Genomic DNA, 13,744 nt, shown 5'->3' with positions numbered 1-13,744 from the left:
TGGGAGAGTAGGACACCGCCGAACACCCGTTAACCGAAGGCCCCCACCAGTATTGGTGGGGGCCTTCGGCATTTCCGCATCCATCTGTTCCCAGCTGCAATGCCGACGCCGACATGCCGAATCCGAGACAACCGGCACGCCTCACCAGCGGCTCCGGATGCCTTCTAGACCGTGGTGCCCCCGGAAAGGGCGCCGCGAGAACCGCTCTGTGGCATGTGCTCGATGGGATGCGCCAGGCGTGTGGGCATCGATCGGCCACGCAGTCTGATCTCGTCACCCGGAGCCCACATCTGTGCTTCCTGCGTGCCTGCCCGTTCCACGGTGGTCAGTGACGCCAGGAGGAGGTCGGGGTGGTTCTTGGCGACTTCCGAGAGCCGTGCAGCTTCGTTCACGGGGTCACCGATGACGGTGTACTCGAACCGTTCCCGGGCTCCGACGTTGCCGGCGACCGCGGTACCGGCAGCGACCCCGATCGCGGCTCGGCATTCGGGAACCTCCGCCGCGAGGCGCCGTCGGATGGTGCGTGCGGCGGCCAGTGCGTGTCCGGGCGCGTCGTCGAGGTCGCGCGGTGCACCGAAGATCGCGAGCGCCGCGTCGCCCTCGAATTTATTGACGAAACCACCCTGCCGGTCGACCTCGTCGACGATGACCTCGAAGAATCTGTTGAGCAGGTCGACCACCTCACCCGGGGGACGCGTCGCAGCCAGCTCGGTGGAACCGACGAGGTCGACGAAGAAGATGGCGACCTCGCGCTCCTCACCGCCGAGCCGTGGCGGCTCGACGAGCGCTGCCGCGGCGACGTCGTGCCCCACGTGTCGGCCGAACAGATCCCGGATCCGCTCGCGCTCACGGAGGCCGTCGGCCATCCGATTGAAGCCCGACTGCAGCGCGCCGAGTTCGGTGCCGTCGTAGACGACGACGGAGGTGTCGAGGTCGCCTGCCTCGATCCGGCCCATGCCGGCGTTGACGGCGCGGATCGGTGCGACGGTTGCGCGCGCGGACAGCAGGACGAGGAGGAGTCCGAACACCAGAGTGATGGCACCGAGGCCGACGATCGCGATCACCAGTTGGTCTCGCGTCGTGTCCCGGTTGAAGTAGCTGAAGACCGCGACGATCATCAGTCCAGTCATCGGCACGCCCGTTCCGAGGATCCACGCGAGCAGCGTCCGTCCGACGACGCCGCCGAGCCGGATGTCCGGACGGTTTCCTGCCTCGAGCGCCCGCGCCGACGCCGGTCGCAGCGCGAACTCGCTGAAGACGTGGCTGAACGCGCAGATCGTGAGGCCACCGAACGCGATCGTGAAGGCCACCTTGGGGATCGCTTCGGGATTCACCAGCCCGTAGCACGTGGTGAGGACTACCAGCGCGATCGTCCACTGGCCGATCTGCATCTTCGTCAGTCGCCAGGGCATCTTCAGTGCGGTCAGCTGTTCGCGGCGAGTCGGGCTGCGGTCCTGCATCATCCATTCGAGGCTGTGCAGCGCGCGTCTGGTGCCCCTGATGGTTCCGACGAGCAGTGCCACCGCGAGGTAGACCGGGACGACGACGAAATTGAGGAAACGGAACTCGTCGGTAAGCATCTCGGGACCGGGGACGACGTACGTGACGAGGATCGCCACCACCGCGGCGCCGACGATGTTCGCGCCGAGCAGGGAGGTCGTCAGGAGGGTCTGGACCCGGATGCGTCGGATCCGCGGCGTCTCGGTCGGCGTTCCGAGCAGGCGGGATCCGAGTGGCGTGGAGGCGGATCGGCGCGGGTCCATAGTCGTTCGAGAGTAGACCGATTCGATCCACTAGGGTGGGCCGAGTGCGTCTTGTCATTGCTCGTTGCCGTGTCGACTACGTCGGTCGTCTGACGTCCCATCTGCCGATGGCGCGTCGACTGCTCCTCATCAAGGCGGACGGGTCGGTGAGCATCCACGCCGACGACCGTGCGTACAAGCCGCTGAACTGGATGAGCCCGCCGTGCTGGCTCTCCGAAACCACCGACGGCGAGGGGCCGGACGGCGCCGAGCAGCACCTGTGGGTCGTCACCAACAAGGGCGGCGAGGAACTTCGGATCACGATCGAGGAGATCGAGCACGATTCGAGCCACGAACTGGGTATCGATCCGGGGCTGGTCAAGGACGGCGTGGAGGCGCACCTGCAGGAGTTGCTGGCCGAACATGTCGAGACGCTCGGCGACGGTTACAGCCTGATCCGTCGCGAGTACATGACGGCGATCGGGCCGGTGGATCTGCTGTGCCGTGATGCCGACGGCGCCACCGTGGCGGTGGAGATCAAGCGACGCGGTGAGATCGACGGCGTCGAACAGCTCACGCGCTACCTGGAGCTGCTGAACCGCGATCCCTTGCTGGCGCCGGTCAGCGGCGTGTTCGCGGCCCAGCAGATCAAGCCGCAGGCGAAGACGCTCGCCACCGACCGCGGGATTCGTTGTCTCGTCCTCGATTACGAAGCGCTGCGCGGGACCGAGAGCACCGAGTTCCGGCTGTTCTGAGCGACTGGCTGTTCTGAGCGACATCGGCTCGCGCGGACGGCGCCACCTAGACTGGTGGCGTGCCGCGTCGTAACCAGCCCCACAAGTCCCCGCGTCGACCCGGAGGGTCGTCCGGGGAGAGTCGCGGCGGCCTGTTCGGCGACGCGCTGGCCCGTGAGGAGTCGGGCCCCGCGGGCTACGACGACGAGCGCTTCATGGTGCGGCAGATCCCCGGTGCCCGGGCGACCAAGACCTACCGCTGTCCCGGGTGCGACCAGGAGGTCCGGCCGGGCGTGGCGCACGTCGTCGCGTGGCCGGCCGACGCCGGTGGCGCCGACGACCGGCGGCACTGGCACACGGGATGCTGGGCGGGGCGTCGGACACGCGGGCTGACCCGCCGCTGGTCCTAGGTGGTCGCCGGGGCGTTCTCGGATACCTCGTCGTCCGTCGGTTCGACGGCCGAATCGTCCTCGGCATCGACCTCGGTCGCGCCGACGTTGTCGAGCAGTTCGGCCTCGCGGTTGACCGATGCCAGCATCGCCGGCACCGAATCGAGCTGGCCACGGATGCCCAACAGCTGAGCGAGGATTCGGCCGCGAAGAACACGCAGTTCCTCGGCGAGCTCCTTGGCGTGCGCGATCTTGCGCTCCGACTGTTCGGCCGCGACCTGGACGCGTCGGGCTGCCTCCTGGCTCGCCTCGGTGAGACGGCGATGGGCCTCCTCCTTGCTCGATGCCTCGAGTTCCTCGATCGCGGCGATCGTCTTGGCGCGGCGCTCGGCCATCGTGATCTCGAAGTCCTGCTGGACCTGGACACGCTTGGCCTCGGACTCCGCGGTGAGTCGGTCGCTCTCCGCCTGCGCGGCCTGGACGATGCGAGTGGCCTCCGCGCGCGCCGCCTGCATCGTCTGCTCGTGCTCGCGTTCGAGCGCCTCGCGGCGCTTCTCGAGTTCCTCGGTCTTCGTTTCGTACAGCTTGCGAAGCCGTTCGCTCTCCTGCTCGGCGACCGAGAGCATCTCGGCGGCTTCGGCTTCGGCCTTGGCGCGCACCTCGGATGCTTCGTCGGACGCCAGGCGCAGCATCCGGGAGATGCGCTCGCTCATGCCCTCGGCGGTGGTGGGCGGGACCGACAGGCGATCGACGTCGCGGCGCAGCTCGTCGATCTCGTCCCGCGCGTCCTCGAGCTGGTTGGCCAGTTCACGAGCCTGCGCGGCCGCCGCGTCGCGGTCCGTCGCCATCAGGCGGAGTTCGGTGTCGAAACGGTCGAAGTATCGACGAACCTCGTCCTTGTCGTATCCCTTGCGGACGATGGTGAACGGCATGCCGCGGTCGTAGGCCATGCCTGCCAATCTACCGGGGGTAACCGGCGATGTGCCCGCGGAGTGGGACCGGCATCGTCACACCGGGCCCGCTCCGCGGACGTGTCGGGGAGGACCCGTCAGTGTCCGCCGTCGGCGGCAGGCTCGACGAGCTCGATGAGGACGCCGCCGCCGTCCTTCGGGTGGATGAAGTTGATGCGCGAGTTCGCGGTGCCGCGGCGCGGAGCGTCGTACAGCAGGCGGACGCCGTCGGCGCGCAGCTGGGTGCTGATTGCGTCGATGTCGGTGACGCGGAACGCGAGCTGCTGCAGGCCGGGGCCGCTGCGGTCGATGAACTTCGCGATCGTGGAGTTCTCGTTCAGCGGGGCCAGGAGCTGGATCGCGGGGGCGCCGGCAGCCTGGCCCGGGTAGCCGAGCATCGCCTCGCGGACGCCCTGCTCCTCGTTGACCTCCTCGTGGAGGGAGACCATGCCGAGGTGCTTGCCGTACCACGCGATGGCAGCGTCGAGATCCGGCACCGCGATACCGACGTGGTCGATCGCGGTCACGAGCTCGGAGGTCAGTCCGCTCGGGGCGGTGCTGGGGGAGGAAGATGTCATGTATCAGACGGTAGCGCTACCGTTTGAACTGTTCGCGCCGGGTCACGGCTGAGACCGCTGCCCGGAACAAGATCGACCGCTGGAGGAAATCTTGACCACTTCTGTCATCGTTGCCGGGGCACGTACCCCCGTCGGACGACTGCTCGGATCCCTGAAGGATCTTTCGGGATCCGACCTCGGCGGTGTAGCGATCAAGGGCGCGCTCGAGAAGGCCGGCGTGGCGCCCGAGCAGGTCGACTACGTGATCATGGGCCAGGTCCTCACCGCGGGCGCCGGGCAGATGCCGGCGCGCCAGGCGGCGGTCGCCGCGGGCATCCCGATGGACGTCCCCGCCCTCACGATCAACAAGGTGTGCCTGTCCGGTATCGACGCCATTGCACTCGCCGACCAGTTAATCCGTGCCGGTGAGTTCGAGATCGTTGTGGCCGGCGGCCAGGAGTCCATGTCGCGGGCCCCGCACATGCTCGAGAAGAGCCGCGAGGGCTTCAAGTACGGCGACGTCACGCTGCGTGACCACATGGCCTACGACGGCCTGCACGACATCTTCACCGACCAGCCGATGGGCAACCTCACCGAGCAGCGCAACCAGGACGACGATCAGCGCATCTCGCGCGAGGCGCAGGACGCGTTCGCGGCAGCCTCGCACCAGAACGCGGCCCGCGCCTGGAAGAACGGGCTGTTCGCCGACGAGGTCGTGCCGGTGACCATCCCGCAGCGTCGCGGTGAGCCGATCGTCGTCACCGAGGACGAGGGCATCCGTGCCGACACCACCGTCGAATCGCTGGCGAAGCTGCGCCCGGCGTTCGCGAAGGACGGCTCGATCACCGCCGGAACCGCATCGCAGATCTCCGACGGCGCGGCCGCCGTCGTCGTCATGAGCAAGGAGAAGGCCGAGGCGCTCGGGCTCGAGTGGATCGCGGAGATCGGCGCGCACGGCGTCGTCGCCGGACCGGACTCCACGCTGCAGTCGCAGCCCGCCCGCGCGATCGCCCGCGCCTGCGAGCGCGAGGGCATCGACCCCAAGGACCTCGACGTCGTCGAGATCAACGAGGCGTTCGCCGCTGTCGGCATCGCGTCGACCGGTGAACTCGGCATCGATCCGGCCAAGGTGAACGTCAACGGCGGTGCCATCGCGATCGGCCACCCGCTCGGGATGTCGGGTGCCCGCATCGCGCTGCATCTCGTGCTCGAACTGCAGCGCCGCGGCGGCGGCGTCGGTGCGGCCGCACTGTGCGGTGGCGGCGGACAGGGTGACGCCCTGATCGTCCGGGTGCCGAAGAAGTAGGGGCACCACTACTCCTCTACGACACCCCGTGGTCGAGACTGTGACGAGTCTCAACTACGGGGTGTCGTAGTTTCTCGGGCACAATGGCGGCCATGGCGAACTTCTTCGATCTCAGCTCGTGGCCCAAGCGCTTCCGTTTCGTGGCCGTTCTGGAGGCGATCAGCTGGGCCGGTCTGTTGATCGGCATGGCGTTCAAGTACCTGCCCGAGGAGGGCCCCGAGGTCGGCGTCAAGATCTTCGGCCCCATCCACGGTGCGATCTTCGTGATCTACATCATTGTCACGTTGTTTACGGCGCGTGCACTGCGTTGGCATCCTGCTACCACGCTCCTCGCTCTCTATCTGAGCATTCCGCCGTTTGGCACGCTCTTCTTCGAGTGGTCCGCGAAGGTGACGGGTCAGCTCGGCGAGCTGTCGGCGGACTCGACGAACGCCGTTCGGCGCGCACCGGCACCGGCTCGGTAGTCGCCTTCGAGTGACGGGCCGGGATGGATGCGCGCCCGTCACTCGTGCCACACTTGAACCGTGACTCGACCCGGTTCTCGTCCGTCCCCTGCAATCGCTGCGGCCATGTCCGGAGCCGTCGATCTGTCCGGTTTGAAGGACCGCGCGCCGGCACCGCCGAGCGCTCCCACCGGTCCGCCCTCCGACGGCGGCGCCCCCGTGAACACCACCGGGCTGCCCCCCGTCATCGACGTCACCGAGGCGACGTTCCAGACCGAGGTCCTCGACCGGTCCAACCAGGTGCTGGTGATCGTGGACCTGTGGGCGACGTGGTGTGGTCCGTGCAAGCAGCTGTCCCCGGTCCTCGAGAAGCTCGCGCACGAGGGCGGCGGCAGCTGGGTCCTCGCGAAGATCGACGTCGACGCGAACCCGGGCATCGCCCAGGCGTTCGGCGTGCAGTCGGTGCCGACGGTCGTCGCGATCGCGGCCGGTCGTCCGCTCGCCGACTTCGCGGGCGCTCAGCCCGAACCCCAGCTGCGGCAGTGGATCGCCGCGCTCCAGGAAGCGGTCGCCGGCAAGCTGGCCGGCCCGCCGTCGGGTGACGGCGAGCCCGAGCCCGAGCCCGAGGACCCCCGTTTCGTCGCCGCGGAGACTGCGCTCGACGAGGGTGATTTCGCCGGCGCCGAGGCCGCCTACAACCTCATCCTCAACTCGGAGCCGGGCAATCAGCAAGCCCAGGCCGCGCTGCGTCAGGTGCGTTTCCTCGCCCGCGTGCAGGATCTGCCGGACGACGTCATCGCCGTCGCCGACGCGCAGCCGGACTCGATCGACGCGCAGTTCGCGGCCGCCGACGCCGAGTTGTACTCGCAGCAGCCCGAAGCCGCCTTCGACCGTCTCGTCGCACTGGTGAAGCGCACGTTCGGTGACGATCGAACGACGGTCCGGACGCGCCTGCTCGAGCTGTTCGAGTTGTTCGATCCGGCCGAGCCGATCGTGGTCGCGGCGCGGCGGAAGCTGGCCTCGGCGCTCTACTGAGCCGGGGCCGGACGCAACCGGGTCAGCGGTAGCGCCCGTCGCACGCCTTCTGCCCACCGAGTACACCGGTGCGGAACGCGTCGACGCGCGAGAAGCCGCTGGGCACGGTGTCACCGTCGACGTCGCTGGCAGCCAGGCCGTCGGAGAGCAGCCCCGAGATTGCCTCGTCGAGATCGCCCGCCGACAACCAGATCCGGCGCTCGGCGCCGGTGGTGGAGCCGTCGGGACTGAGCGCGGCGGTCACCGACCCTGACAGGCAGGCGGCGCGCAGTGCGGCCTGGGGCCCGGTGATGGACTGTCCGGCGGCCTTCTGCACCGCGAGGGTGTACCGGGACGCGACCAGGACGTAGGCGCTGTAGTCGCCGACGACGTCGACGTTCAGCAACGGGTCCACGCCCGTCAACTCCGTTGTGGGGCGGCTACGGGCGGCGAGCTCGGCGACGTCCACGCCGATGGTGTTGGTGGACGGGCAATACGAGACGGGCCGGGTGGCGGCCGCGTCCGCGCACGTGGTGTCGATGCCGTCGAGGTCCAGTTTCGGCGGGTCGTCGAGCGCGAAGACCGCGGCGAACGAGTCGAACAGCACCGTGAGGCTCTCCTTCGTCACGGGAAGTTCACCGTCGTCGCTGCTGCCGTCGAATCCCTGTGGGAGATCGGCCCTCCGGGACATGATCTCGTCGGCGTCGATCCGGGTGCACGCGCCGGCGCCGTCGGTGAAGCCGATCTGGGCCGCGGTGACCCGTTCGAAGGCCGAGCCGTGGATCGAGTCCGGGTCGTTCGGGTCGGCGTCGCGGACCGACACCGTCGCCGCGAGTACGGAATTGAGGCCGTCCGAGGTGTTCAGGGTGAAATGGGGCGCCCCGTTCTCGGCGACGTGACGGATGAACGCGCCCGCGAAACAGTCCGCCTGTTGTTCCACCACGATGCCCGGGTCGTCGTCGCCGACGAGTCCGGCTTTGTGCTGGATCGCGTGACCGTATTCGTGGGCGAGGACCATCACCACGGACATGGGCCCGAACGCGTCGATGAGGCTCGGCAGGAGATACGCCCGATCCCAGCCGATCGAATCCTGCCTGATGCAGTATGCGGCGTTGACCAGGTCGTCGGTCTCGATCCCGCAGAACCGGGTGCCGTTCGGGGAGTCCGGGTCCCACGACAGCAACTCCGACACCGGGGCGAAGCTGCCCTTGAAGACGGTCGGATACTCGCTCGCCCAGTAGTCCTCGATGTCCGAGATCGCGTTGGCGGCGAGCGCGTCGACCTCACCGCCGTCGGTGCCCGCCACCGCGAGCGGGGCGTTCGGCACGCCCTCGCGAGGACCGCTCGGGCCGCCGCGCGCCGGCAGCCCTGCGACGGTGAACGGGTCGTCGTAGATGGACACGGCCTGACCCTCGGTGGTCGTCGTGCAGGCGGTGGCCGCGAACATCGCCGTCACCAGAACCGCGATCAACGTCCTGGCCGTCGTTGCCCGTCGCGATCGTGCCCTCACCGATCCAGCCCAGTCACCGAGTGTCCCCTCACCGTTGCAGTTCCAACCAGATCGCCGCGCTGGCCGGCAGCGTCAACACCACCGAGGCCGGGCGACCGTGCCACGGACGCACCGTGGCGGTCACCGCCCCCAGATTGCCCAGCCCCGATCCGCGGAAGTCCTGCGCGTCGGTGTTGAGGATCTCAGACCAGGTTCCGGGTTCGGGCAAGCCCACACGGTAGTCGGAGTGGGCCGAACCGGAAAAGTTGAACAGGCACGCGACGATCGAGCCGTCACTGCCGTATCGGAGGAAGCTGAGCACGTTGTTCTCGGTGTCGTTCGCGTCGATCCACGAATAGCCGCCGGGCGAGGTGTCGAGCGACCACAACGCGGGTGTGGCGCGGTAGGTGGCATTGAGCGCGCACACGAGCGCGTGGATGCCCCGATGCAGATCTCCGGTCGCGGGATCCTCGAGCTCGTGCCAGTCCAGGCCGTGTTCCTCGGACCACTCGCTGTTCTGGCCGAATTCCTGACCCATGAAGAGCAACTGTTTGCCCGGATGCGCCCACAGATAGGCGAGCAACGCGCGTACCCCGGCGGCTTTCGAGCGGTCGTCGCCGGGCATCCGGGACCAGAGCGTGCCCTTGCCGTGGACGACCTCGTCGTGGCTGATCGGCAGCAGGTAGTGCTCGCTCCACGCGTACATCAGCGAGAACGTGATCTCGTTGTGGTGGAAGCTGCGATGGATGGGGTCGCGCTGCAGATAGCCGAGCGTGTCGTGCATCCAGCCCATGTTCCATTTCATCGTGAACCCGAGGCCGCCGACGCTGGTGTTCCGGGTGACTCCGGGCCAGGACGTCGACTCCTCGGCGACCGTGACGACACCCGAATGGTGTTTGTGCACGGTCGCGTTCATCTCCTGGAGGAACGCGACGGCCTCGAGGTTCTCCCGGCCGCCGTGCACGTTGGGTGTCCACTGCCCGGCTGGCCGCGAGTAGTCGAGGTAGAGCATCGACGCGACGGCGTCGACGCGCAGGCCGTCGACGTGGAACTCGTCGAACCAGTACAGCGCGTTGGCGACGAGGAAGTTACGCACCTCGCGGCGGCCGAAGTCGAACACGTAGGTGCCCCAGTCGAGTTGCTCGCCGCGCTGCGGATCGGCGTGCTCGTACAGGGGCGTGCCGTCGAAGCGTGCCAGCGCCCACTCGTCCTTCGGGAAGTGCGCGGGCACCCAGTCGACGATGACGCCGATGCCGGCCAGGTGCAGACGGTCGACGAAGTACCTGAAGTCGTCCGGCGATCCGAAACGTGCGGTGGGGGCGTAGTACGACGTCACCTGATAGCCCCATGAGCCGCCGTACGGGTGTTCGGCGACGGGCAGCAGTTCGACGTGGGTGAAGCCGGCCTCGATGACGTACGTGCTCAACTCGTCGGCAAGCTCGGCGTAGCCGAGGCCGGGGCGCCACGATCCGAGATGAACCTCGTAGACGCTCAGCGGTTCCCGGGTGGGCTCGAGCCCGGACCGGGCGGCCATCCATTCGTGGTCGGTCCACCGGTGGGCCGACTCGGTGACGATCGACGCCGTCGCCGGGGGAACCTCGGTCGCGAACGCCATCGGATCGGCCTTGTCGCGGATGCTGCCGTCGTGGCCGTGGATGCGGAACTTGTACATCTCGCCCACGCCGACGTCGGGGACGAACAACTCCCACACCCCGGTGCTCCCGAGCACCCGGAGCGGGAAGGTGCGTCCACCCCACAGGTCGAACTGGCCCAGCACGCTCACGCCGCGGGCCGCGGGCGCCCACACCGCGAACGACGTCCCACGCACGACGCCGTCCGGCGTCTCGTACGTGCGAGGGTGCGCGCCGAGCACGTCCCAGAGGCGTTCGTGCCGGCCCTCGCCGAACAGGTGCAGGTCCAGCTCACCCAGGGTGGGCAGGAACCGGTAGCCGTCCGCGGTCACCACGACGTGGTCGCCGGGATACGTGACCACCAAGCGGTAGTCCGTGAGGTCCCGGATCGGCAGGAGGGCACTGAAGACGTCGTGTGCGACGCGGTGCAGGGGGTGGTCCCGGCCGCCGATCCGCACCGACACCGACTCGGCGCCCGGCCGCAGCGCACGGATCACGGTGCCGTCGGCGCGGGGGTGCGCGCCGAGAACCGAGTGCGGATCGTGGTGGGTGCCCTGCGCGAGCAGCGTCAGGTCGTGCGGGTCGGGAGGACACACCGGGTCCGGGGCGCTCACGGGTTGTGCTCCCGGTCGGCGAGGCGGCGGCGCGCGTCGAAGGGAATCGGTGGCAGCGCCAGCACGTGCGCGCACGCACGCCACGGCTCGAGTCGGACGAAGTTGTGCTGTCCCCAGTCGTAGTGCTCGCCGCTCACCTTGTCGTGCACGGCCAGGTGGTCGTGCCAGTCGCGGCCGATGGCGGGCAGATCGAGCGAGACGAATCCCTGCTGCGCGCCGAAGGGATCGAGGTTGACGACGACCAGCACGGCGTCGCCGGTGACCGGGTCGAACTTCGAGTACGCGAGGAGCGCGTCGTTGTCGACGTGGTGGAAGTGCACGTTCCGCAACTGCTGCAGCGCCGGGTGCGCGCGGCGGATCCGGTTGAGCGTCGTGATCCACGGCTCGAGCGACTCGCCACGCGCCCGGGCGCCGGCATAGTCGCGCGGGCGCAGCTGGTATTTCTCCGAATCGAGGTACTCCTCGCTGCCCGGGCGGACTGCGACGTGCTCGAACAGCTCGAACCCCGAATAGACGCCCCACGTGGGTGCGAGCGTCGCGGCCAGCGCGGCCCGGATCGCGAACATGCCGGGGCCGCCGTGCTGGAGGCTCTCGTGCAGGATGTCCGGCGTGTTCACAAACAGGTTTGGGCGGGCCTCGTCCGACTTGGCGGCGATCTCGTTACCGAACTCCGTGAGCTCCCACTTGTGCACCCGCCACGTGAAGTACGTGTACGACTGCGTGAACCCCCGCTTGGCCAACCCGTAGAGCCGGGCCGGTCGGGTGAACGCCTCCGACAGGAACAGCACGTCGGGATCGGTGCGCTTGACCTCCGCGATCAGCCATTCCCACAGGCTCGGCGGCTTGGTGTGTGGGTTGTCGACCCGGAAGATCTTCACGCCCAGGCGAACCCAGTGCCGGACGACGCGCAGCACCTCGGCCTGCAGACCGTCCGGGTCGTGGTCGAAGTCGAGCGGATAGATGTCCTGGTACTTCTTCGGCGGGTTCTCCGCGTACGCGATGGTGCCGTCGGGCAGCACGGTGAACCACTCGGGATGCGCAGCGGCCCACGGATGATCGGGCGCGCACTGCAGCGCGAAATCGAGCGCGACCTCGAGCCCGAGGCGCTCGGCCTCGGCCACGAATGCCTCGAAGTCGGCCTCGGTGCCGAGCCTCGGATGGATGGCGTCGTGGCCGCCGTCGGCCGAGCCGATCGCCCACGGGGATCCGACGTCGTCCGGCCCCGCGGTCAGGGAGTTGTTGGGGCCCTTGCGGTTCACCTCGCCGATCGGGTGGATCGGCGGCAGGTACACCACGTCGAAGCCCATCGCGGCGACCCGTGGCAGGTCTGCGGCGGCCGTCGCGAAGGTGCCGTGGCGTGGGGCACCGTGCTCGTCCCAGCCGCCGGTCGAGCGGGGGAAGAACTCGTACCAGGACCCGAACAAGGCACGTCGGCGATCGACGGTGACGTCGTAGGTGCGCGACGCCGTCACCAGTTCGCGCAGCGGCCGGATCCGCAGCGCCTCGGCCACCTCCGACGAGAACGCGGGGGCGACGCGGACCGGCAGCTGCCGCTCCGACCGCAGGGCGGACGCGACGGCGAGCAGCCGAGCGCGGTCCGAGTCCTGTGCGCCGTCGGCGGCGCGTTCGAAGAGGCGGGCGCCCGATTCGAGATCGTTCGCGAGGTCTGCGGGCCCCTGTCCGACGCCCAGCTTCGCCTCGACCGCGTTGCGCCACGTCTGGATCGGGTCGCCCCACGCCTCGATCCGGTACGTCCAGGTGCCGACCCCCGTCGGCGCGAACGACGCGTGGAAGGCATCGAGAACGTGGCCGGGATGCATGGGAATCCGCAGTGTTTCCGCAGAACCGCCCGGTCCCTCGACGACGAGCGTCGCGGCCACCGCGTCGTGGCCCTCGCGCCACACGGTCGCGGACACGGGGAAGACCTCACCGACCACGGCCTTGGCCGGGAACCGGCCGCCGTCGATCGAGGGCAGCACATCGTCGATGGCGAGGCGACCTGGCACACGTACTCCGTTCGGGCTCCGACTGTCCTGGGACAGGGTCGAGTGATGGATCAACGGTAGTTCAGCGGGTCGCGTGGCGTCGGGATCGTGGACGGGAAATCGGTGAGATCGACTTCACGGCTCGTCCACTCGAGGCGATCGCGGGGCAATTCGGCCCGAATACCGTTCACGGCGCCGACGGAACCGCAAGGCGGCCCGGTGCGCGCCGGTACCGTCGTTGCATGGGGGAGTCGCAGGGCGCTGCCGAGGCCACCGATGCGCACAGCAAGCCGCCGGGCCGCATTCTCGCCGCGATCGTGGGCGTCGCCGTCGGTGTGCTCGTGTGTATCCATTACGACTGGTGGCCGTCGAGATTCGGTGACGCGCGGTGGGCCGATCCGCTGCTCTTCGGTGGCGCAGCGATCCTCGCCCTCCTCGTCGCGGGCCTGGTGTGGGCGATCCGCACCTTGTACTTCGTGGGCCGGGACCGGAGCCGGTCCCGGTGGGTCCTGGTTGCGCCCGCGATCGTGATCGCAGCCGTCTTCGGTGCGCTCCTCTTCCCGCCGCCGAGCTTCGACGACCTGCGACCGGATTTCGAACGGGTCGCGCTCGAAGTCCTTGCCGGGCCCGAACGATCGCGTTCGGAGGTAGAGATCGGCCGCTTCGACTTCCACTACGTACGGAAGGACGCCGGTGGCGCGGTCTATTTCGTCGAAGCCGGTGGTCTGGGGATCACGGTCAGTTCCGGGTGGGCCTATTCACCGGCCGGACCGCCGGCAGGTTTCGACGACTTCACCGCGACGCACCTGGGTGGTCCCTGGTACGAATTCACCGCCGCCTGGCGGACGTGACCACGGTGCGGGAGGTGTCCCGACTCGGCGCGTCCTCGG

The 13,744-nt window shown here is 68.8% G+C and carries 12 protein-coding genes; 6 read left to right on the top strand and 6 right to left on the bottom strand.

Translation table 11 applies throughout. The features are described from left to right. Window positions 1-164: 164 nt before the first annotated feature. Entirely contained in the window at window positions 165-1,763 is a 1,599-nt protein-coding gene (locus tag ABEU20_RS24155; RefSeq protein WP_420166919.1) for an adenylate/guanylate cyclase domain-containing protein, read from the bottom strand. A 44-nt stretch (window positions 1,764-1,807) separates the two neighbouring features. On the opposite strand from ABEU20_RS24155, the gene nucS reads away from it, so the two are divergent. Together nucS and ABEU20_RS24145 are read left to right on the top strand one after the other, a co-directional pair. Further along, a complete protein-coding gene (gene nucS, locus ABEU20_RS24150; RefSeq protein ID WP_420166918.1) occupies window positions 1,808-2,497 on the top strand; it encodes an endonuclease NucS in 690 nt (229 codons plus the stop codon). A gap of 59 nt (window positions 2,498-2,556) precedes the next feature. Next, window positions 2,557-2,886 carry an ATP/GTP-binding protein gene (locus ABEU20_RS24145; RefSeq protein WP_420166917.1) on the top strand — a complete coding sequence of 110 codons (330 nt, stop codon included), beginning with the start codon at window positions 2,557-2,559 and terminating at the stop codon, window positions 2,884-2,886. Here ABEU20_RS24145 and ABEU20_RS24140 read toward each other — a convergent pair. Then, window positions 2,883-3,815, bottom strand: coding sequence for a coiled-coil domain-containing protein (locus ABEU20_RS24140; protein ID WP_420166916.1), 933 nt, complete (start codon window positions 3,813-3,815; stop codon window positions 2,883-2,885). The two genes, ABEU20_RS24145 and ABEU20_RS24140, sit on opposite strands and share 4 nt — an antisense overlap. Window positions 3,816-3,913: 98 nt before the next feature. Continuing rightward, window positions 3,914-4,393 (bottom strand): methylmalonyl-CoA epimerase, encoded by a 480-nt coding sequence (mce, locus tag ABEU20_RS24135; protein WP_420166915.1) that lies wholly within the window; start codon window positions 4,391-4,393, stop codon window positions 3,914-3,916. A gap of 91 nt (window positions 4,394-4,484) precedes the next feature. On the opposite strand from mce, the gene ABEU20_RS24130 reads away from it, so the two are divergent. The 3 genes from ABEU20_RS24130 to ABEU20_RS24120 all read left to right on the top strand — a co-directional run bounded on the left by ABEU20_RS24130 (window position 4,485) and on the right by ABEU20_RS24120 (window position 7,156). Next, a complete protein-coding gene (locus ABEU20_RS24130) occupies window positions 4,485-5,678 on the top strand; it encodes an acetyl-CoA C-acetyltransferase (RefSeq protein WP_420166914.1) in 1,194 nt (397 codons plus the stop codon). 83 nt (window positions 5,679-5,761) lie between these two features. After that, window positions 5,762-6,142, top strand: coding sequence for a DUF3817 domain-containing protein (locus ABEU20_RS24125; protein WP_420166913.1), 381 nt, complete (start codon window positions 5,762-5,764; stop codon window positions 6,140-6,142). Between the two features lie 105 nt (window positions 6,143-6,247). Next, the gene (locus ABEU20_RS24120) at window positions 6,248-7,156 is read left to right on the top strand and encodes a tetratricopeptide repeat protein (protein ID WP_420166912.1); all 909 of its coding nucleotides are present in this window, start codon (window positions 6,248-6,250) and stop codon (window positions 7,154-7,156) included. Between the two features lie 22 nt (window positions 7,157-7,178). Here the strand turns inward: ABEU20_RS24120 and ABEU20_RS24115 are convergent, their stop codons facing one another. The 3 genes from ABEU20_RS24115 to ABEU20_RS24105 all read right to left on the bottom strand — a co-directional run bounded on the left by ABEU20_RS24115 (window position 7,179) and on the right by ABEU20_RS24105 (window position 12,875). Beyond that, window positions 7,179-8,582 (bottom strand): neutral zinc metallopeptidase, encoded by a 1,404-nt coding sequence (locus ABEU20_RS24115; RefSeq protein ID WP_420166927.1) that lies wholly within the window; start codon window positions 8,580-8,582, stop codon window positions 7,179-7,181. Window positions 8,583-8,673: 91 nt separating this feature from the next. Beyond that, window positions 8,674-10,869, bottom strand: coding sequence for a 1,4-alpha-glucan branching protein GlgB (gene glgB / locus ABEU20_RS24110; protein ID WP_420166911.1), 2,196 nt, complete (start codon window positions 10,867-10,869; stop codon window positions 8,674-8,676). Beyond that, a complete protein-coding gene (locus ABEU20_RS24105) occupies window positions 10,866-12,875 on the bottom strand; it encodes an alpha-1,4-glucan--maltose-1-phosphate maltosyltransferase (RefSeq protein WP_420166910.1) in 2,010 nt (669 codons plus the stop codon). Before ABEU20_RS24105 ends, glgB begins: the two co-directional genes overlap by 4 nt. A 221-nt stretch (window positions 12,876-13,096) precedes the next feature. Here ABEU20_RS24105 and ABEU20_RS24100 point away from each other — a divergent pair, with 221 nt between their 5' ends. After that, window positions 13,097-13,705, top strand: coding sequence for a DUF1109 domain-containing protein (locus ABEU20_RS24100; RefSeq protein WP_420166909.1), 609 nt, complete (start codon window positions 13,097-13,099; stop codon window positions 13,703-13,705). Window positions 13,706-13,744 lie beyond the last annotated feature (39 nt).

This window comes from Rhodococcus parequi, from assembly GCF_046042785.1.
Taxonomy (GTDB): Bacteria; Actinomycetota; Actinomycetes; order Mycobacteriales; family Mycobacteriaceae; genus Prescottella; species Prescottella parequi.
This window is presented reverse-complemented; position numbering and strand designations above follow the sequence as displayed.